General features: G+C 48.4%; 17 protein-coding genes and 1 riboswitch. Of the genes, 11 read left to right on the top strand and 6 right to left on the bottom strand.

Annotated elements, in window-relative coordinates:
- Positions 1–44: 44 nt before the first annotated feature.
- A riboswitch (cobalamin riboswitch) is annotated at positions 45–201 on the bottom strand.
- A gap of 72 nt (positions 202–273) precedes the next feature.
- On the bottom strand, positions 274–627 hold the full coding sequence (locus SD53_RS13745) for a PDZ domain-containing protein (protein WP_046520745.1): 354 nt from the start codon (positions 625–627) through the stop codon (positions 274–276).
- Between the two features lie 185 nt (positions 628–812).
- Here SD53_RS13745 and SD53_RS13750 point away from each other — a divergent pair, with 185 nt between their 5' ends.
- Positions 813–1,610 (top strand): substrate-binding periplasmic protein, encoded by a 798-nt coding sequence (locus tag SD53_RS13750; protein WP_046520746.1) that lies wholly within the window; start codon positions 813–815, stop codon positions 1,608–1,610.
- A 103-nt stretch (positions 1,611–1,713) separates the two neighbouring features.
- Here the strand turns inward: SD53_RS13750 and SD53_RS13755 are convergent, their stop codons facing one another.
- Together SD53_RS13755 and SD53_RS13760 are read right to left on the bottom strand one after the other, a co-directional pair.
- The gene (locus tag SD53_RS13755) at positions 1,714–4,824 is read right to left on the bottom strand and encodes an efflux RND transporter permease subunit (protein WP_046520747.1); all 3,111 of its coding nucleotides are present in this window, start codon (positions 4,822–4,824) and stop codon (positions 1,714–1,716) included.
- 2 nt (positions 4,825–4,826) lie between these two features.
- Entirely contained in the window at positions 4,827–5,894 is a 1,068-nt protein-coding gene (locus tag SD53_RS13760; RefSeq protein ID WP_046520748.1) for an efflux RND transporter periplasmic adaptor subunit, read from the bottom strand.
- Positions 5,895–6,057: 163 nt separating this feature from the next.
- On the opposite strand from SD53_RS13760, the gene SD53_RS13765 reads away from it, so the two are divergent.
- The 9 genes from SD53_RS13765 (at position 6,058) to SD53_RS13805 (ending at position 14,673) form a co-directional block, all read left to right on the top strand.
- Positions 6,058–6,771 (top strand): DUF2982 domain-containing protein, encoded by a 714-nt coding sequence (locus SD53_RS13765; protein ID WP_052749383.1) that lies wholly within the window; start codon positions 6,058–6,060, stop codon positions 6,769–6,771.
- Positions 6,772–6,835: 64 nt separating this feature from the next.
- The gene (locus SD53_RS13770) at positions 6,836–7,171 is read left to right on the top strand and encodes a hypothetical protein (RefSeq protein ID WP_046520749.1); all 336 of its coding nucleotides are present in this window, start codon (positions 6,836–6,838) and stop codon (positions 7,169–7,171) included.
- An 87-nt stretch (positions 7,172–7,258) separates the two neighbouring features.
- A complete protein-coding gene (locus tag SD53_RS13775) occupies positions 7,259–8,935 on the top strand; it encodes a flagellar assembly protein A (RefSeq protein ID WP_082101875.1) in 1,677 nt (558 codons plus the stop codon).
- A gap of 149 nt (positions 8,936–9,084) precedes the next feature.
- Positions 9,085–10,761, top strand: coding sequence for an Lcl C-terminal domain-containing protein (locus SD53_RS13780; RefSeq protein WP_046520750.1), 1,677 nt, complete (start codon positions 9,085–9,087; stop codon positions 10,759–10,761).
- 9 nt (positions 10,762–10,770) lie between these two features.
- The gene (locus SD53_RS13785) at positions 10,771–11,283 is read left to right on the top strand and encodes an Lcl C-terminal domain-containing protein (protein ID WP_046520751.1); all 513 of its coding nucleotides are present in this window, start codon (positions 10,771–10,773) and stop codon (positions 11,281–11,283) included.
- 195 nt (positions 11,284–11,478) lie between these two features.
- Positions 11,479–12,171: a DUF2884 family protein gene (locus SD53_RS13790; RefSeq protein WP_046520836.1), complete on the top strand. Its 693-nt coding sequence runs from the start codon at positions 11,479–11,481 to the stop codon at positions 12,169–12,171.
- Between the two features lie 172 nt (positions 12,172–12,343).
- Complete coding sequence (locus SD53_RS13795; protein WP_046520752.1) at positions 12,344–12,580, top strand: hypothetical protein; 237 nt, start codon at positions 12,344–12,346, stop codon at positions 12,578–12,580.
- A 300-nt stretch (positions 12,581–12,880) separates the two neighbouring features.
- Positions 12,881–13,201, top strand: coding sequence for a DUF6172 family protein (locus tag SD53_RS13800; protein WP_046520753.1), 321 nt, complete (start codon positions 12,881–12,883; stop codon positions 13,199–13,201).
- 191 nt (positions 13,202–13,392) lie between these two features.
- A complete protein-coding gene (locus SD53_RS13805) occupies positions 13,393–14,673 on the top strand; it encodes a DEAD/DEAH box helicase (protein WP_046520754.1) in 1,281 nt (426 codons plus the stop codon).
- A gap of 64 nt (positions 14,674–14,737) precedes the next feature.
- Here SD53_RS13805 and bdpA read toward each other — a convergent pair whose 3' ends face one another.
- Entirely contained in the window at positions 14,738–16,231 is a 1,494-nt protein-coding gene (bdpA, locus tag SD53_RS13810) for a BAR domain-like protein A BdpA (RefSeq protein ID WP_046520755.1), read from the bottom strand.
- Between the two features lie 236 nt (positions 16,232–16,467).
- Here bdpA and SD53_RS13815 point away from each other — a divergent pair, with 236 nt between their 5' ends.
- Positions 16,468–18,054, top strand: coding sequence for an MFS transporter (locus tag SD53_RS13815; protein ID WP_046520756.1), 1,587 nt, complete (start codon positions 16,468–16,470; stop codon positions 18,052–18,054).
- 39 nt (positions 18,055–18,093) lie between these two features.
- On the opposite strand, the gene SD53_RS13820 is transcribed toward SD53_RS13815, so the two are convergent.
- The gene (locus SD53_RS13820; RefSeq protein ID WP_046520757.1) at positions 18,094–19,407 is read right to left on the bottom strand and encodes a TonB family protein; all 1,314 of its coding nucleotides are present in this window, start codon (positions 19,405–19,407) and stop codon (positions 18,094–18,096) included.
- 169 nt (positions 19,408–19,576) lie between these two features.
- Positions 19,577–19,948 carry a VOC family protein gene (locus tag SD53_RS13825; protein ID WP_046520758.1) on the bottom strand — a complete coding sequence of 124 codons (372 nt, stop codon included), beginning with the start codon at positions 19,946–19,948 and terminating at the stop codon, positions 19,577–19,579.
- Between the last annotated feature and the right edge of the window lie 17 nt (positions 19,949–19,965).

Consider the following 19,965-nt stretch of genomic DNA (forward strand, 5'->3'; position numbering starts at 1 on the left):
CCGGCACAGTGTAAGCCCGCACTGTGTGTCACAAAACATTGCGACGCCTGAGGTTTGTAAAGGCAGGACATCTGACTTGCCGGACTCTGGGTAGAGTGGCTTACAGTTGCGGGTACAGTACAGGATTTGCACCTGTTTCCCTTTTCAGTTCATTGCAACAGTCTCACACTGTCGCAGAACACCTTCAACAAAACTAGTGCAGTGTAGCAGAGCACGACACCGGACGTCAGCAGAAATGTCCGGCGGTCTGGATGTCTTTAGCTTGAGGGAGGGTTACTCTGCAATGACTGTTTTCGTCAGTTCAGTACCATCGGCTTGTTTAATTAAAAAGCTGACAGACTCACCTTTATTCTTCTTCAGCAAATCTTTGGCATCACCGGCAGGGCAACCGGGAATAGCACAATCTGCAATCTTCAGAATTTGATCGCCTACCAAGACTCCAGCCTTTTCCGCTGCGCCTCCTGCAACAAGACTTTTTACTTTGACTGTCGCCAACTTCGAATTAAAAAAGCCTCCTTCAACCGCAATATCCAGCGATAACCCAATTTTTCCTTTTTCAGCAGCCAGCGCTGTTGTGCTGGTAAATACCCAGCAAAAGGCTGCGGACAACAGTATTTTCTTATTCACTTTGATGATTCCCTATCTTTGTATTAATGAATGAAACTAAATGTTTACATAATCGACAATAAAACGAATGGAAAGAGGAAACAAGCCATGACCCAGATATTTATCTGTGCAGCCAGCCTGTGTCTGGTAAAGCAAATGATGTCGTGTAATAGTAGAACTGGTGTATTGAATCAACAGGATCAGGAATGCGCAAAAGGTTATTGTCTGCGTTAGCTGCCACTGTAGTGCTTTGTTCTGTCAGTGTGCAGGCTTGTGTGCTGCGGATGGCTGCAGAAACAGACTTTCCTCCCCATTTGATTTTAAAAGAGCAAGGCTGGCAAGGACAGAGTGTAGAGTTGCTGCAACTGTTAGCCAGGGAGGTGGGGTGTGAGCTGACGTTTATCAATAGTCCCTGGTTACGTTCCCTGGTCCAGATCAATAGTGGCGAACTGGATGTGGTCAGTCATTTGTCCTACAGCGAAGCGCGAAAATCCGACTTTGCTTTTATTGGTCCTCATCATATCGAATCCATTTGGTTAATTGGTGATCCCGACACTTTGCCTCGGATATCGACACTTCAGGATTTATCGCAAGATGTTGATCTTGGCCGAATTGCTGAGCTCAATGGCGCCTATTACGGTGAAGAGTTTGAGCTGTTAAAACAAAGTCCATTTTTTGCCCGGCAACTGGTCAGCATCAGCAGTATTCAGGACAAGCTGGCGTTGCTGGAGGCGGGCAGGGTCAATGCGATTTTAGAAGATGTGTCGGTGCTGCAGTACTGGCAGACCCATCAGTATAAGAACGCGAAAAAGTATCAACCTTTAGTGCTGGTGTATCAAAGCCCGGTTTATTTTGGCTTTAGTAAAAGGACATTATCCAAAGCTATGTTGGTGAAACTACAGCAGGCCTGGAAAAAACTGCATGAGCAAGGCCTTATTGACCGCACTGTGCAGCGTTATCAGCGAAAAAATATAACGACACTGACCCCATCGAGCCGATTGTAATCAGGTACAACGCAGCGACTGTCACTTGTCAGCAGGCTCTATGCGGATATAAAAAAAGACCCCGCGTTGCGCAGGGTCTTGTCAGCAGTTTTTATCGGACGCCTTAGTGCTCGGGCGCCTTATCTGCCGCTTCTTTGTCCAGCAATTCCAATTCTTTACTGATTGCCAGCGGTGAGCCGGTATTGCGGGCCAGCACCATATAAGCCACTGGTACTACATAAATGGTCAGTAAGGTCGCCACACCGACACCAGCAAAGATCACCATACCTATCACCATCCGGCTTTCAGAGCCCGGGCCTGTGGTGATGATCAGCGGAATAGCACTGAAGACTGTGGTAAAGGCGGTCATCACAATAGGACGTAAGCGTAGGGCAGAAGCGCGTTTGATGGCTTGTTCAAACTCTACACCGGCATCGCGCAACTGGTTGGCAAATTCAACGATTAAAATACCGTTTTTCGCCACTAAACCTATTAGCATCACCAAACCTATCTGACTGTAAATATTCAGCGTCATACCGGCTAAATACAAACCAGCCAAAGCACCAACTAAACCCAGTGGTACTGTCAGCATAATGACAAAAGGATGGATAAAACTTTCGAACTGCGCTGCTAACACCAAAAAGGTGATGAGAAGTGCCAAAGCAAAAATCAGCACGGTCGATTCGCCACTTTCTTTAAACAGCAGTGACTCACCTTTGTAGTCAATACCCACTGTGCCTTCGATATTGTCTTTGACGGTTTTTTCCAAAAACTCCAGCGCTTCGCCTAAGCTGTAGCCCGGCGCCAGGTTGGCAGTAATAGTGATACTGCGCATTCTGTTGTAGCGGTTTAAGCTGGAGGTGGTGGCTTCTTCTTTCAGTACCACCAGATTATCCAGAGGAATAAGTTGGCCTGATTCTTTAGCCCGCACATAAACATTGCTGATACTGCCGGGTTTGGCAAAATCTTTGTCTTCACCTTCCAAAATCACATCGTATTCTTTACCTCTGTCCAGGAAAGTAGTAACCCGACGCCCACCCAGCATGGCTTCCAACGCCTGACCTACGGCACCGACAGAAACGCCCAAATCGGCGGCGCGTTCACTGTTAATTTCCACCAGCACCTGAGGCACGGTTTCTTTGTAGTCGTGATCCAGCATCTGCAAGTTTGGATTTTGTGCCGCCTTGGCCAGCACTATATCGCGCCACTGCACCAATTCCTGATAGGTATTGCCCTGAATCACAAACTGCACAGGACGACCACCGCCCCGACCGCCGCCTAAGCCGCTGCGCATAAAGGTGAAGGCTTTGACATCAGGCAATTCATTCAGTTTGCCACTGACTTCCTGCATCAGCTCTGAAGTGCGTCTTTTGCCGTTATTCCAGTTTTCGGTGCCTACTATCGCCACACCACCTGAATTGCCCCAGCCCGGAACCCGGATCAGCAAGCGGTTAAACTCACCTTTTTCGTAGTAGGGCATCAGTAAATCTTCAATCAAGCGCATATTGCGGCTGTTATTGGCGTAACTGGCGCCTTCAGCGCCACTCATATTGACAAAAAAGGTGCCTCTGTCTTCCTGTGGCGCCAGCTCGGACGGAATTAATTTCAGCAGCAGCACAGTGGCGACAAAACTCATCACCAGCACCGCCATAGTGGGCCAGCGACGGACTATTACGGCGTTGAGCTGATGACTGTAAAGCTCCTCCAGTTTGGCAAACCCTTTATGCATCGCGGCACTGAAACGGGATTCACGTTTTTTATGGGTTAATAACTTACTGGCCAGCATAGGGGATAGGGTTAAAGCGGTAATGGCCGAAAAGGCCACAGCCGCCGCGACGGCTAACGCAAATTCAGTAAAGAGTTTCCCCAGTTCTCCCTGCATAAATACCAGCGGCACAAAAACCGCAATTAACACCAGAGTTGTGGCTACAACCGCAAAACCTACTTCGCGGGCGCCTCGGTAGGAAGCCAGTAACGGATGTTCACCTTCCTCAATCCGCCGATAAATGTTTTCCAAAACGACTATGGAGTCATCCACCACTAAACCTATGGCTAATACCATCGCGAGCAGGGTCAGTAAGTTAATCGAAAAGTCCAGCGCATAAAGCACGGTCACCGCCGCCACTAAAGCCACAGGCACCGTAATAGCCGGGATAAAAGTGGCGCGTAAATTACCAAGGAACAGGAAGATCACCAGCACCACCATGCCCATGGCAATCCCCAGAGTGTTGTATACCTCTTTAATGGATTCAGCGATAAAAAGCGACGAGTCATAACCCGGTTCAATAGTGGTGCCAGCAGGCAAGGCGGCTTTAATTTTTTCCATTTCAGCACGGGCATTTTGCACCACATCCAGCGTATTGGCTTTGGATTGTTTAATAATGCCGATACCCAAAAGATTTTTGCCATCGCCGCGGAATTCGTTTTCTTCATCCTCCGAGCTCAGGATCACCTGTGCCACTTCGCCCAAACGCACCAGATAATTGTCTTCACCCCGTTTAATAGCTAAACGTCTGAAGTCTTGCTGTGTTTTGTAAGTCCGAACCACCCGGACTGTAAAGTTGCGGTCTTCAGATTTGATGTTACCAGCCGGTAGTTCCACGTTTTCAGCGCGCAGCACAGTTTCAATGTCCTGCACTGTCACCCCCCGGGCGGCCATGGCGTCTTTGTCAAGCCACAAGCGCATGGCATAACGACGTTCGCCACCAATCTGAATACGTGCCACCCCATCGACGACTGAAAAACGCTCGACGATGTAACGGTCGGCATAGTCGGATAACTCCAGGTTGGTCATGGTTTCGCTGTTCAGTACAAACCAGGCGATCGTATCGTCGTCGCCGTCGGCTTTAAACACCTCAGGCGGGTAGGCCTGATCCGGCAGGTTGTCCAGAATACGCGACACCCGCTCACGCACATCGTTGGCTGCTGCGTCTATGTCGCGGCTGATGTTAAATTCAATGGTGACGTTGGAGCGGCCATCCCGGCTATTGGAGTTGATATTCTTAATACCCTCCACGCCTGAAATCATATCCTCAATAGGCTGGGTGATTTTGGTTTCAACAATTTCAGCCGAAGCGCCCGGATAGTCGGTACTGATGGTGACGATAGGCGCGTCAATATCAGGGAATTCCCGAAGTGGCAGCATAGTGAAACAGACAATACCAAAAATCAGTAAAATCAAATTCACTACAGTGGCAAAGACCGGTCGTTTGACCGAAACATCAGATAACCACATGCTTATAGCCCCGCTTTACTGACAGTAGGAACGACCACAGCACCAGAGCGGATTTTGGTGGTGCCTTCAATCACTATCTGATCGCCGGCCTTTAACCCTGAGACAACTTCCACCAGACCCGGCATACGTTGTCCGATTTGAACTTCAGTTTGGGTGACAGTGTTGTCCTGATTGACGACAAACACATACTGCTTGTTTTGCAGCGGTACTAAGGCTTTTTCTGATACTTGCAGTGCCTGCACCTCTGCCAGAGTGACGCTGACATTCAGCAGCATACCAGGGCGTAATTTCATCTCATCATTGCTGATTAAGGCATGCACTTTTACCGAACGGGTGACAGGGTCTAAGCGGGTATCTATGGCTTTGATTTGACCAGTAAAAATGCTGCCCGGATAGGCTACATTGCTGGCATGGACTGTCATACCTGGTTGTAGCTGAGCCAGATAATACTCCGCCACACTGAATTCCAACCGGATTTTGCTTAAATCATCCAGTGTGGTGAGCACTGTGCCCGCTGTTAAATAAGCACCTTCACTGACCTGACGTAACCCTAAAACACCGGTAAAAGGTGCACGGATGGTCATTTCATTTAAACGGGCTTTGACGGCGTCCAATTGTGCTTGTGTGGTATTGACCCGGGTTTGTTGCTCATCCAGTAACGACTGAGCTGTGGCCTGAGTTTTGGCCAGATTTTTTACTCGTTCCAACTGACGTTTTTGGTCAACCAACGAGGCTGACAGTTCAGCGACCCGGGCGCGTTCCTCGACATCATTTAACTGCGCGATGAGCTGGCCCTTTTCAATGGTTTTGCCTTCGTTGATATGAAGCTCGATCAAATAATCATTGGTGTTACTGACAATTTGCACCGATTCATTGGCAAGTGCAGTACCAAGACTGCTGACCTGACGGACTAAGGCTGAATGAGTAACCAGTTGCGTCGTGACTAAAGTGGCAGAGCCTGACGCCCGTTGTTCCTGCTCAGGTGATTGATTTTGAAAGAAAAGATAAATAACAAATACAGCGAGTCCACTAAATAACACCCATATCAGCTTCGAATTTTTTTGCGTCACGGCAACCCCAGTCTGGTACTCTTAGAATAATGGGCTTTATTGTAGGGAATAATAGCTAGCAAAGAGCACAGGTTATCGCAATGACTCAGGTGTTGGTCGTATCGGAGTAGTGAATGTCGGAACAAAAGTGTGAGTTTTGTCAGAATATGCGGTTTTACCTTGTATGGCTGGTACTGATGGCCGTATTTTATTTCTGGTACATAAGCTGATGGATAAATTGCAATACAGAGCGGCCACCGCCAAAGGGGGGGTTAAGACTCTGCTGGTCAGCAGTGCAGCTCTGTTGCTATGGCTGCTGTTCTTGCTGCTCACGCCGGATCTGTTGCACAGTTCGGCCTGGGTTTTGCTGCTGATTTGTTGCGTGCTGGGGCTGATTGCCGGTTATGCCAAATTGACAGAGCCGTTGTATGTGGTCGAGCTTGACCAGCAAGGGTTTTGTTACATTCATCATAAAGGCTGCTGGCGTATTCCCTGGCACGGATTTGGATTTATCGCCGTGCCTGAGCTGGACGGTAACGAAATTGCTTATGTAGGTGTCAAGCTTAAAAATTATGATGAGTTTCTTAATCAACTGCAGCCGCGTTTAGCTGTGCATCTGATGGTTGAACAACGCCACCTGTTGATCGCTGCACTGGGCAGTCAGTGTCCCTCCGGTACCTGTCCTACAGAGCTGATGGTCGAAGTCGGGGAATACAGGGGCCAGACGCGCAGTTACAGCGGTGCTATTGCAATGTTCGCCCGACGCATGCAATTATTGAGGCAATTTACTGGCTTTGATCTGTTTATTCCTCTCAGTGCTATAGGTGCAGAACCTGCTGAGTTTTGCCGAAAAGTGAATCAAATCCGGTTACAATGTTTAGAGAATACAGTCACCTAGACACTTGACGTGCGTCTGTATCATAATGACGCGATAAAACGAAATTAAAAACGGTATGTCAGTTATGAATAATTACGAAAAATCATTTTTGGTTAGTGGGCGTAACACTCTGATCCATAAGCAAAAAAAGGTCGATTTAGTCATAGTGAATGATACGGGTGATCCGGTTATTGTTGCCACTCGCCATGGCGTAAAAATATTTACTGAAGAAGTGCCGTCTAGCAAAGCAGACGCAAAAGCCCGTTATCTGGAATTAGTCGATATCGCCAGCTCTGATGTATTCAGTGAAAATAAGACATTATTGTTTGTGCAGGCATTAAACAATAAAGAATACAAAGTCGATTATAGTAAAGCAGGAACAGATTTATTTATCCGTATCCATCAAGAGAACTATATTTAACGGGTGATCAGGGACAAATTCGCCAGCGGTTGCGGCCGGGTGAATTTGACAGGATGGTGGCTTGTTCTATTTCAGTGGTAATTGCTTGTGACAGTAAATGTGTTAGCGTGTCAGTTTAGCCTCCAGGACGATTTAGTCTTTATTCACATGCCTGTGACTCAGACCAATCTGACCATCGATGTACTGAAAGAGCAATTACAACAGGCAGGCTACGGCCGTTGCCTGTTATTGCAGGACCAAATCAAAAATTTACTGCTGGAATACCAGCAAATTCAACAGAAAATTAAGCAGCAGTTACAAGCTGAAGGCTATGTATTGAAATACAAAGTTGCTCAGCGCGTGCATGCTCAGCTTAAGATTGAAATCAGTAGCGATGCAATGCACGCCACTGCTGAAATCACCGCTGCTTATGGGGGTAACCCGGTTTCTGCCAACGACGCGGTAAAAGCAGGGCAGGAAGCGGGTATTGTCTTTGGTTTTCAAAAAGAGCAGATCCTGCAGTTAGTAGCTCAGGCCAGTCGTGCAGAGCCAGGCAGTAAAATCAAAGCAGAAATCGCCGTAGGGCGTTTACCTGTTCCCGGTCGCGACTCGGTGTTTGAACTACTGATCCGCGATATGTCCAACCGCAACAAACAGCCCGTTGCCCGCTCTGAGGGCAAAGTGGATTTACGCGATTTTGGTGCTATTGCGTCAGTAAAAACAGGTGAAGCGTTGATGCGCCGTCTGCCACCTACCAAAGGTAAAGAGGGCATGACGGTGACCGGAACCCGTTTGTCTGCTTTGGACGGCCAGCAGTTGCCCTGGGGCGCGGCTGAGGGATCAGAGATCAGTCCCGCTAACCCGGATCTGTTAATCGCCAGCAAAGATGGCATGCCACGTTTGATGGATGCCAGTGTCGCTGTCGACGAAGTGTTTGTGATCAACAAAGTTGATGCCGGTTCAGGTCATATTATCTTCAAAGGCGCTGTAGTGATTAACGGCGACGTGGCCGCTGCGATGAAAGTTATTGCCGGAGGCAATGTATTTGTCAAAGGTCTATTTGAAGGTGATCTGATTGAATCTGGCGGTGATATCACCATAGGTGGTGCGATCATTGGCCATCAAATAGGTGAAGTCAGTGAGCATACCGAGCTGAGTACTCAACTCAGGGCCAAAGGCCATATCCACTGTACTCTGGCACAATATGCTGCTCTTAAATGTGAAGGACGTCTGACAGTATCCAAACAATTGCTGCACTGTCAGGTCGAAGCAGATTCAGTCTTGGCAGGCACGGAAGAAAAAGCTAATGGTAAAATCGTCGGAGGCCGTTATTACCTGGGCAATGGCTTACGTTGTGGCAATCTGGGGGCTCCGTCCGGCAGTTTGTTGCAAATCATATTGAATAAACAAATGGATCCGTTGATCGAAAAACAGACTGTGTTAAGAGCCAGCCTGGCCAGCTTAAAAGCTGAGATGGAACTGGTGAAACAGCATGTTGAGCAGCTCAAGCAAATGGAAAAATCTGCGGCTGTACAAGAACAAATGGCCGCTATGGTAGAAGAGTTTGAGGAGCATCGCAGCATTGCTGCGGCCTTTATTGCTGACATTAAACAGTTGGAAGAGCAACGACGGCAGTTGTTATTGTCGGTCTGCGTTGAGGTGACTCAGCAACTCTTTGCCGGCGTGGAGAGTAGTTTTGGCAACGAGGTGCTGAGAACCAAAAAAGAATATGGTCCGTCCCGTATCCGGTTGTCTGAGCAGGGTGTTGTTGTCGAAGCCTTGTGATCGCCTGTCTAATCGCAGTTTTGCTTTAACTTAAGGCAAAACTGGCCTGTCTTTTGCTTCAGTTTGTTAAATTATTTCTGATGTCAACTTTTTGCTGTTGTTGGTGCTGATGGGCAGCACTGACGCCAGCCTGTGGTGGAAACAAGACAATGCTCCGAACACAACGATGGTTTATTTTACTGTTATTAACTGCTGCTTTGGCTGGTTGCGGTGGTGGCGGCGGTGATGATTCCGGATCGACAGGCTCCGCATCCAGTGTCAATGCCGGGGTCGATCAGACGGTTAATGAAACAGATAGTTTCACACTAAGCGCTTTGGGTGATCCATCAGGTGGAACTTTTGCCTGGCGGCAATTATCCGGCACCGCAGTTACAGGCATGCCGGCCAGTACGGCAGCCGTGACTCTGACTGCGCCTCAGGTCAAAGCTGACAGTATTTTAGTGTTTCAGGTGACCTACACCACACCTGCGGGACAGAACTTAACAGATGAAGTGCAGGTTATAGTTAAAGCTGAAAACCAGGCGCCTGTTGCTGTGTTGCAAATTACCCAGCCTTCGATATTGCCGGTCGCACAGGGGCTCACCGTCAGTATCAGCGCTGCATCCTCTTATGATTTGGATGCAGATGGTGCAGTGGCCGCTTACCAGTGGACTCAATCCTCGGGCCCGACAGTGACCTTAACAGGGGCTACTACTGCAACCCTTAGTTTTGTTGCCCCTTTGGTAGCGACTCAGACTGATATTGAGTTGACATTGACGGTCACTGACGATGAAGGTTTAACAGCTCAGGGCAGTATTAAAGTTCCAATACGCGCCAGTACACAACAAATTATCGCCGATGCCGGACCCGATCAGCAGGTGCGGGAATTTGCTGAAGTGCAGTTGGATGGCCGCGGTACCCGCACTGTGAGTGGCAGCTTTGGTTGTCGCTGGAGTCAGTTAAAAGGTCAGGCATTGGTGCTGATGAACCCCACCTCCTGTCAGGCCTCATTTATTGCACCGGATATCTCAGGTACCAGTCAGTTGGAACTGCAGTTAACCGCAACAGACAGCAATAACCAGACGTCCACGGATACGATGCTGGTGACGGTCAGCAATGCGGTACTGGGGGATTTGCCTGACACTGGTGTGGTGAATTGTTATGACCTCTCCGGCGTGATCCCTTGCGGTGATGACAGTTATCCGCGCCAGGACGGCGATGGCGGACGTGACAGTGTTGTGCAATATCTGCGTAAAATCGGCAAAGGTGAAAAAGCTTTTGATTTTACCAAGCTGGATTCGTTTGGTGATGAGTTACCTGACACCGCCAATGAATTTGCCTGTGTACGGGATAATGTCACCGGACTGATTTGGGAGCTTAAAGAGCCCGTGATCTCAGCTCCCCCGGCAAGTACCTTACGTGCGGCCAACAACAGATACAGTTTTGTTAATACCAATGCCGGTAACGGCGATGAAGCGGGTGTACCGGCAGCCGCTTTAAGTACCTGCCCAAGTGCAGAGAATTGCGGTATTGAAGTGTATGTCGAAGAGGTAAACGAGACGGCGTACTGTGGTGGCGCAAACTGGCGTTTACCCACTTTGGAAGAGTTGATGTCTATCGCTGACTTCAGTCGTATAGGTCAAAATCATTTGTTAGACCCGGCTTTTTTCCGGTTTGAACCCGATTATGCCATCCAAAACAATATGTTTTACTGGACCGCTCAAACCAGCGCCGAGGGCGGCGGCGGGATTTCCGCCTGGGTATTTGATATCCGCAACGGCAACGACAATACCTTGCCAAAACAGCAAAATCAGTTGGGTTATGTGCGCCTGGTGCGCTCGCCATAAGGGAGTTTTATGTCAAAGTATGTTCTGATCATGCTGATGGTGGTATTACCCGCCCATGCAGCTCAAGTATGTTACAGCGATATTACCACCACTAAACCTATCAGTCGTTTTCAGCTCAATGCAGACGGTACTGTGTTGGATACAACGACTAAGCTGATGTGGTCCCGTTGTCTGGTCGGACAAAGCTGGGACAGCTCCAGCAGTAGTTGTACCGGAACAGCGCAGCAACTGGATTGGGCCGAGGCTTTAACTGAGGCCAAACGCAGCACTCTGGCAGGGTTTAGTACCTGGCGTTTACCCAACGCCAAAGAAGTACTGACGCTGGTCGAGCGTAGCTGTGTTGACCCTGCGATTAATCTGACTGCATTTCCGGCCAGTAACAGCGAAAATATGTGGACAGGCACCACGCTGGTCAATCAGCCTGACAGGGCATGGGCCATCGCAATGTACAGTGGTAAAAACAATACGAAAGAAAAGATTATTCGGCTTTATGTTCGTTTAGTCCGGTTCAGTGACGAATAAGGCTGTCTGTGCTGTGGTCTTTTCGATGAAAGACCACAGCAATGCGTTACTTCCAGATGATTTTGCCATCTTTTTCACCTAAGCTAGGCGTCATTGCCAGACTTATACGCTTGAAAGAGAGTTGATATTTTGCGCCTTGTGTTGATCCTGTTTCTGATGTGCTTTAGTGGGCAAGGTTTTGCGGCTGAATGCACTATGGCGTTTCGTCACGGTATTCTGATTTCACCGGAACAAATCCGTATCCAAAACACCAACCGCACTGTGTTTCAGATCAATCAGGACAAAGACCTATTTATTCGTGGTGAGTGGATCACGTTAAATCCTGCTGAGCAGGAGTTGGTTCGCCAATATGCCCAGGGATTACGCAAGTTTGTACCTGAGCTGGTCAGTATCGCAGTAGACAGTGTCGAACTTGGTTTAACGGCTATTGAAAATATGTTGGTCGGTATTGGCAGCACAGCGCAGCAGGAAGAGTGGCAGGCGTTGATCCGGGAAACCACCTATCAGTTGACATCACGCTTTGTCCGAAGTGGCGAGCATTTTTATTTGGCACCACAGAGTCTGAATGAACTGGACGCTTTTTTACATGGTGAGTTAAAAACTCAACTGAAAGATCTGGCCAAATATACGGTGGGTGCGGTTTGGGATGCACTGCGCGATGCGTTGCGTCAAAGTGAAGATGATTTTGAACGGACCGAAAGTCAGAACTGGCAACCTGCAGATGAATTATTAGCAAAGATTAATACAGGGCTGGATTTAAAAGCCGACGAGTTGGAACAAAAATCTGTATTGTTTTGCCAGCGCCTGATTGAGCTTGATCAAATAGAAACGCAGCTACAACAGCGTGTCCCGCAACTGCTGCCTTTTGATGTGGTCACGATGAAATAGTCCGGTACTGAGCTCAGGGAATATGGCTCAGTCCGTCAGATGTTTCAGGTCTGCTATCCCTGTTAAGCGACTGTCGACCCGTCCGCTTGTCCCATACATTCCGCCACTGGTTGAGCTCCACTGCGTAGTTGCTATCAATTAGTGGTAGTAAATACCCAGACAAGGGGGCGATATGAACAAATTTCTGACTATTCTATCCGGTTTGATGCTTTTCAGCCTGCAGGCGGCAGAACTGCAGGTGTTATCAGCAGAGCAGCTCAAAGCAAAAGTTGCAGAGATCACCCAGGCACAAAATAAGGTGATGCTCAAAGGCTCCACCAGGGCTGATGTTGATCAACTTTTTGCATTGTATAGCGACGACTTTGTCTATCGGCATGACGTCTATGGTGGCAACTACAGCAAAAAATAGCTCTACGACAATACACTACGGCTGCAGGCTTTAGGAAAGTATGACAAAACTGCCCCCCGTTATCGTATTCTCAGTCAACTACCGGGGTACAACGTTGTGGCGGTAGAGCGGCAGGAAGTCCACCAGGGGGTGATACAAAATCATTTGGCTGTGTTTGAGTTTCGCGCTGACAAAGTGATAAAAATCAGCGAATACTGGAAATAGTGAGTCAGGTTTGGCCTGATGTGGGCCGGAGCGGCTATAGTGATCTTGTGCTCTTCCATGTAGAATGCGCGCCGGCCTACCCATTCAGGATTTGTAATGAAAAAAACCATAGCGTTAACCCACCCTAAACTGCAACCGGCCCGTTGGGTGGATGCCATCAAATACGATATCAAAAAGTATTTGAAAAGAGAGCGCCGTAAAACTCTGCCCGCTGGTATGGATTACTGGACCTTCGACTGCCGTTTTGGTGCCTCAGAAGATAAAGCTAAAAAAGTATTCACCTCTGAAATCAATAAACATATTGATGCTGCTGTAGAACAACAACTGGAAAGTTTCTATGTGGAGATCCTGGCCAGAGCCTGTAAGCATCAACCACGGGAATTTGATTTTGACCGTGACGACCTTGACGAAAGCTAAAAGGAAAGCGGCTTGTCGCTGCAGATAAGCATTTCACTTTTCAAGGAAAATCAACTCGATTTCACAGCCGGAACCATACAGCAACGCCGGATGAAACTCTGCCAATGGCAAAGAATAGTCTCATCAGGCGCTAAAATGCTGTATATTCTGCCCTCATTTTTTACTGTAGCTATTCTACAGAGGAACTCTTTATGCAATTTTCATCTTTAGATTTGGCTCCGGATCTGCAACGTGCTCTTGTGGAATGCGGCTACAGTACTATGACTCCGGTGCAGGAGCAGGCCATAGTGCCGGCGCGCCGTGGCAAAGATTTGCAGGTAACAGCGCAAACCGGCACTGGCAAAACTGCTGCTTTTGCGATCCCAGTGTTACAACGCATGCTGGATAAACCTAAAGCGACTGTAGCACAGCGTCCACGCGCGCTGATCCTGACACCGACCCGCGAGCTGGCAGAACAAATTGCCGAGTCTATCTGTGCATACGCTAAATTTGTGCCGATCAGCGTAACTGCGCTGTACGGTGGCGTCAAAATGGGTGGGCAGGCGAATAAATTACGCACTGGTGTTGATATAGTGATCAGCACACCGGGCCGTTTGATTGAGCATATGGCGCTTGGTCATGTGATTCTAACTGATGTTGAATTTGTGGTGCTGGACGAAGCCGACCGTATGCTGGACATGGGCTTTGTCACAGACGTGCTGAAGCTGATACAAATGACAGCAAACCACCGTCAAACCCTGTTGTTCTCTGCTACCACTTCACCAGCAGTAAACGAGCTGTCGCATAAAATTCTGAAAAATCATCAGCAAATTCGCGTGGCCAAAGCCAACAGTACAGCGGATACCGTCGAGCATCTGGTATATCCGGTGGAAGAGAGCCGCAAAATTGAATTGTTTGAGCAATTGCTGCTGGAAAATAACTGGTTCCAGGTGCTGGTCTTTACCAGTACCAAAGAGCAGGCCGACCGCTTATTGGCGGGTCTGCAAATGAAAAAAATAGACGCTGCGGTCTGCCATGGCGATAAAAGTCAGGGCGCCCGCCGTCGTGCTATCGCCGACTTTAAATCGGCAAAGTTACAGGTACTGATTGCCACTGAAGTGGCGGCCCGGGGGCTGGACATTCAGGGGCTGGATTATGTGGTGAACTTTAACCTGCCTTATCTGCCGGAAGACTATGTGCATCGTATAGGCCGCACCGGCCGTGCTGGCGCAGAAGGATTGGCGATTTCCTTTGTCAGCCGTGAAGAAGAGCAGACCTTAGAGCGTATTCAAAAGCTGATTGGCAGTAAAATTAAGCGGGTGATGGTACCAGGCTTTGAGGTCAGTAATCGGGAGTCGTTGTTAAAAACTATTTCACGCAAGGTGTTATCAGGCCGTTCGAACAAAGCCAGTGAAACCCGGATTGATCTGGACAGCGCCAACAAGGTAAAACCTAAGGCTAAGCCAAAAACCAAGCCACGCACGACGAAATAACCTGCTTTGCTTTGACCAGTCAAAGTGGACGTGCTTTGACTGGTTTCTTTCCTCTGCAGCAGCCTTACATATAAGCTTTGCTAAAAGCCTCTTTGGACTGTTTGATATAACTTCTGGCTTTTTGCGCGTGTTGCTCCCAGGCCGCTTTATCTTTGGCGTCCGTAAAGGGGTTTTGATCCGGTGCGACCGAACGTTCAAATCTGTCGTAAAAAGTAATAGCCGACGAGGTGATTTGGTTAAAACGTTCTTTAAATTCCTGCATGCCCTCAAGCTGCTCTGAGGTTTTTAACATGTACTGGATCAACTGCGTATTGTCATTGGCGGCCAGATAGCCCTGAGCTTTAGTGGTGACATTTTCGCCTACTTCGTTGATCACCAAAGCACGAATGGATTCGTCTTTGCTCATCACTCTGCTGTAGTTTTCCTGAGTGCGGGCAAGACCAGCATGCTGCAGATAATCGCGCAGGTGTTTATCTAAATCCTTGCGGAATACTTCCACCATTTTCAGCATGCTTTGCAAATCGTTTTCCAACGCCGAGACCTGCACCAACTCTTTTTCCAGCTCGTTTAAAAATTTCTCCGCCTGCTCATAAATTTTTAAGCCGTTTTCTTCGGCGAACTTACGATCTTTGCGGTTTAAATCGGCATTCTCATAATTGGATTTATCAAAAGCTGTCGCCAGAAAAGACTTAAAAGGCTCGGCAAAAGCGGCATACAAACCGCCGCTGACCACAGTTAAAGTGGCGGTGGTTAAATCACCAAAAGGCTTCACCATCGAATTGAGCCGGGCTTGCTGCAAAGGCGAGGTGACTCTTTTGGTGTCGGCCAGGATAGTGCGGAACGACGCATAAGCCATCGGATTCGACATTTTATTGCGCTCTGAACTGGCCAGCGCAAAAGTGATGGTTGAATAAATAGCGTTGGCGTATTCCAGATACTGGCGCTGGCTTTCCAGTTGTGCTGCATAATTTTTGCCAATGGTGCGGAAAGACTCGCTTTGTAGCTGGTAGTTCTTGTTGGTTTGCAGTTTATCCAGAATGCCACTGATAATTTTCTGCTCGTTTTTTTGCAGCGCCGTGTCGAGCAAAATACGGTCCAGCGTGACATCATCCAGTGCCAGACCACCGTGTAAGCTTTCTATATCTAAGCGCAGGTATTTGCGGCCCGGATCATCAATAGACACCCGATGGGCCATATAGGCTTCGTTACCTGCAGGCGCTTCAATTAAACCAACCTGTTGCCACTGCGCATCCAAAGCGACAGAAGACGAGGTTAAAATATTAATACGATAACTGGCAAAAGCGGACTGAGGCTTGACCCAAAACTCCAGTAAACCCAGCTCAGATACCGGGTAACGGCTGACTAAAGAGCTGCTGCCATCCTGACAAAACAAGCTGCTTGCGCCAGTACGCGCCATCTCAGAGCTGCGCTGACAACCAGCGAGAATATTCCATTGATGGGCATCCTGTTCAAAGTCGCTGGAAAATACCAGTTCACCGGGTTTAGCAAAGGCAATACCACTGAATAAACACAGCAAAATAACAGAAAAACGACGCATAGAATCCTCAATTGGAATAGGGCAAGCCAGAGTCCCTGTACAGGGCTCTAAGGCTGACAGAATGAATATTTATGGTAGCTGAATTGAACAGCCAAAACAGCGCTAATTTTTGTTTTCTAATCAACAGCTTTGAGCCGCACCCTGCGGTTTCTGTTCTTGCTATTCCAGTAAATTGCCCAGTATGCTTGTCGCTTCAACTAGATGCCCGGCAGGGGCCGCCCACAGAGACAAGTGCGATGAAATCACAGGGGATTAATTTTTATCATCCGTTCGCCTTCTGGCTGGGATGTATTGGTATCACGTTGGGGGTGTTAGCGCATATCCCGATGTTTATCCATGCATCTCATATGAATTATCAGATGGTGGGTATGCCGATGGACAGCAATATGCTGGTAGGGATGGGCCTGATCCCACTGGGATTAGTGCTGGCTGTCTATGGCCTGATGCCACGGCTGGACCAACTGCGCAGCAATGACAACAGCAGATTACACTTTCACGTCGCAGACCAATTGCCACTGAATAAGGAGCATTGGACTTTGGTGATGGTACTGATGGCGGCGGTGATCGTGGATGTAATGAAACCAGCTACTTTAGGTTTTGTCATGCCGGGCATGAAAGACGAATACGGCATCAGCTCTAAAGAAGCGGGTGTGTTGGCGTTGGTGGCTTTGACAGGCACCACCATTGGCTCAGTGATTTGGGGGCTGATGGCGGATTTGTTTGGCCGCAGAGCGGCTATTTTGTTGTCTGCCTTAATGTTTATTGGTACCGCTATTTGTGGTGCTATGCCGTCTTTTGAGTGGAATCTGGTGATGTGTTTTTTGATGGGCATGTCGGCCGGCGGCTTGTTGCCTATTACCTTTACCCTGATGGCTGAAACTATTCCGGCGGCGCACAGAGGTTGGTTACTGGTGGCGCTGGGGGGTTTTGGCACTGCGGCAGGCTATCTGGTAGCGTCCGGTTCTGCCGCTGTGCTGGAGCCGCTGTTTAGCTGGCGTATTTTATGGATGCTGGGGTTGCCAACAGGTTTATTGGTGATTTTTTTAAACCGTTACATTCCTGAATCGCCGCGTTATCTGGCGAGCAAGGGCTTAACCAGCGAGGCTCGTTTGGTGCTGCAACGTTTTAGTGCTGTGCAGGCGCAGGATCAAAGCAGCATCGTAGTTGAAGAACAACCTGCAGCGCCAAAGGCCGGGTTTAAGCAGCTACTTGAAGGGCATTATGCTGGTATTACTTTAGGTTTAGTGGCCGCAGGTGTGGCTTGGGGCTTGGTGAACTTTGGTTTTATGTTGTGGCTGCCGACTAATTTAGGCGAAATGGGTTTAGCAGGGCAGGCCAGCGCTATTATTACTAAATCGGCTTTTTTTGCGTTGCCCGGTGTGGCTGTGGTGATCTGGCTGTATCATAGCTGGAGCAGTATCAAAACCCTGTTGCTGTTTATTCTGCTCACAGCCTTGTCTTTGCTGAGTTTCTGCATTTTTGATTGGCTTGACAGCCGTTCAGTGACACTGCTTTCCGTATCTATTGCACTGCTGCTGGTCAGCTCCAGTGGCGTTATTGCCATGCTTATTCCTTATGCCGCAGAGATATATCCGGTGCATTTGCGTGGTACAGGATCAGGTATTGTCGCTGCCAGCTCAAAATTCGGCGGTATTTTAGGTGCTTTGCTTGGTGTCATCGGGTTGTTTGATCAGATGGCATGGTCAGGCCTGGTGATTATGGCTGCGTTAGTGATGGCTGCTTTTTTATTGCAACGTCATGGTATTGATACCAGAGGGATCCGGCTGGAAGATATGCATGCTGCGCTGGAAAAAAAGTCTTAAATTAAAGCCCACAGCAATGTGGGCTGTTCGCCGGCAAACCTACAGCGCAGCTTTTAGTTCTGCTGCGATAGGATAATGTTGTGCTATGGCTTTCTCCAGTAACAATTGGCCTTCAGCTTTCTGCCCCTGCACTATTTTTCTGACGCCACTCCAGGCTTGTACTTGTGGATCATTGGCGCGAAGCAGATAGTTTTCCCAGCGTTCAGACACCATAGCCAACTGGCGCTGGGCGTCTACATTGCCATTTTTGGCCGCCATGGTCCACCAATAGCCACCAGTATGTAATTCTGAAACGTAAACAACAGGTGTGATGTAGGCCGCTTTACCCGGATCAGCCCAGAGCCTGAAAACGCCATCGCTGGCATCCTCATTTAACTGTTTTCCAACTAACAGAGTAGTGGCCTGCTGCTTGGTCATTTTATCGGCATTGAGCACTGCAGTCACGGTGCCTTTGGCATCGGTTTTTACCATAGCGCTGCCCGAAAAGCCTTCGATAAGCCGACTGAGACCGGATCTGCGTTTAAAAAACTGCTCAGGTAATTCAGCCGCAGGGTCCAACGCCAGCTTGGGATCTGACTGCACAAAGTAGCTGGAGTTCGTTGCCAGCATATCCATCAGAGTCCCCAGCAGAAACTGGTGTTGAGGTGAACCAGCTACCGCGTATTCCATCAACTTATGCTGCTGCATAAAGTGTTTGACCTGATGAGGTTGCAATGGACCCAGGCTATAGTGAAGTATTACCTTACCTGTATGCTTTTGGCCTGAGGCTGCGTATTTCCAGGATTTGATTGCTCTGATTGAGGATTTATTGAAGGACTTATCCGGAAAGGAACCCAGCACTTCCACAGTACTGACCTGGCCTTGCTCGTCTATTAAATACTTCATCACTGTGTAGCCAAATATACCTTTGTGAGCAGCTTCAGACGGATAAGCCGGCTCTTTACGACTGATCACCTCGGGCAACGCGGTTAAATCTACTTCGTCATCCTGTAAATCGTCGATCTGCACTGTCCTGAACAGCGCCTGAAATTGTTCAGCCGCCTGCTGCTGTTGTGCAGGCCCTAGTGTAGCGGAGACTGAGGTGGCTAAAGATGCCGCTCTTTTATCGCCGAGCCGGTCTGCCAGTTGAAAATAGGCCAGCGCTTTGACAGGGTCGGCTGCGTTGCCTTGTCCCTTGTAATGCATCACGGCCAGATTAAAAGCAGCCAGTTCATTTCCAAGCGGCAAGAGCGCAGAAAACTCTGTCGAGGCTTTATGGTAGTCTTGTTGCTCGTAGTGTTTTAAAGCATCGAGCATATCAGAGTAAACCTGCGGACTAACAGCAAGGCTGGTAAGCAGCAGCAAGGTGCGCATAGACGAATCCTTTCATAACATAGTGTTGTCCCAAGCGGGACCAGGCAGAGTGTTTGTTGAACCTGACCTTAGGTTCAACTTATTTACAATAATTTGACATAAAGGTCGTACCAAGGTCAAGAGCAGGTTAGGGCGCGCCTTACTCCTGCTCTGAACAGAGGATGAGAAATTAACCGAAATGATTAAAGCAAAGCTTATTACCGTCTAAATCCCGCACATAAGCACCATAAAAGGTGTTAGGGATCCGTTGTCCGGGGGCGCCTTCACAGCGGGCTCCCAGCGCTATCGCTTTATGATACAACTCGTCTACTTTTTCTTTGCTACCTGGTGCAATAGACAGCATAGTTCCATTGCCCGGAGTGGCTGGTTCTTTGTTGTACGGGATACAAATTGCCAGCATCGGGCTTTGCATACTCTTGCCAATAAATACGATCCGGTCCATTTTAATCAGTGTTTTTGCACCTTGCTCTTTTAGCAGCTCCAAATAAAAAGCGACTGACTTATCCAGATTGTTTGAACCTAAAGTGGCATAACTGAACATAACATCATCCTGTTGTG

It is taken from the genome of Rheinheimera mesophila, from assembly GCF_000986865.1.
Taxonomy (GTDB): Bacteria; Pseudomonadota; Gammaproteobacteria; order Enterobacterales; family Alteromonadaceae; genus Pararheinheimera; species Pararheinheimera mesophila.

Coding starts and splice junctions, on each gene's coding strand:
- SD53_RS13815 (WP_046520756.1), top strand. CDS start 16,468: ATGAAATCACAGGGGATTAATTTTTATCATCCGTTCGCCTTCTGGCTG.
- SD53_RS13780 (WP_046520750.1), top strand. CDS start 9,085: ATGCTCCGAACACAACGATGGTTTATTTTACTGTTATTAACTGCTGCT.
- SD53_RS13755 (WP_046520747.1), bottom strand. CDS start 4,824: ATGTGGTTATCTGATGTTTCGGTCAAACGACCGGTCTTTGCCACTGTA.
- SD53_RS13750 (WP_046520746.1), top strand. CDS start 813: ATGCGCAAAAGGTTATTGTCTGCGTTAGCTGCCACTGTAGTGCTTTGT.
- SD53_RS13820 (WP_046520757.1), bottom strand. CDS start 19,407: ATGCGCACCTTGCTGCTGCTTACCAGCCTTGCTGTTAGTCCGCAGGTT.
- SD53_RS13800 (WP_046520753.1), top strand. CDS start 12,881: ATGAAAAAAACCATAGCGTTAACCCACCCTAAACTGCAACCGGCCCGT.
- SD53_RS13770 (WP_046520749.1), top strand. CDS start 6,836: ATGAATAATTACGAAAAATCATTTTTGGTTAGTGGGCGTAACACTCTG.
- SD53_RS13795 (WP_046520752.1), top strand. CDS start 12,344: ATGAACAAATTTCTGACTATTCTATCCGGTTTGATGCTTTTCAGCCTG.
- SD53_RS13785 (WP_046520751.1), top strand. CDS start 10,771: ATGTCAAAGTATGTTCTGATCATGCTGATGGTGGTATTACCCGCCCAT.
- SD53_RS13825 (WP_046520758.1), bottom strand. CDS start 19,948: ATGTTCAGTTATGCCACTTTAGGTTCAAACAATCTGGATAAGTCAGTC.
- SD53_RS13765 (WP_052749383.1), top strand. CDS start 6,058: ATGGCTGGTACTGATGGCCGTATTTTATTTCTGGTACATAAGCTGATG.
- SD53_RS13790 (WP_046520836.1), top strand. CDS start 11,479: ATGGCGTTTCGTCACGGTATTCTGATTTCACCGGAACAAATCCGTATC.
- SD53_RS13805 (WP_046520754.1), top strand. CDS start 13,393: ATGCAATTTTCATCTTTAGATTTGGCTCCGGATCTGCAACGTGCTCTT.
- bdpA (WP_046520755.1), bottom strand. CDS start 16,231: ATGCGTCGTTTTTCTGTTATTTTGCTGTGTTTATTCAGTGGTATTGCC.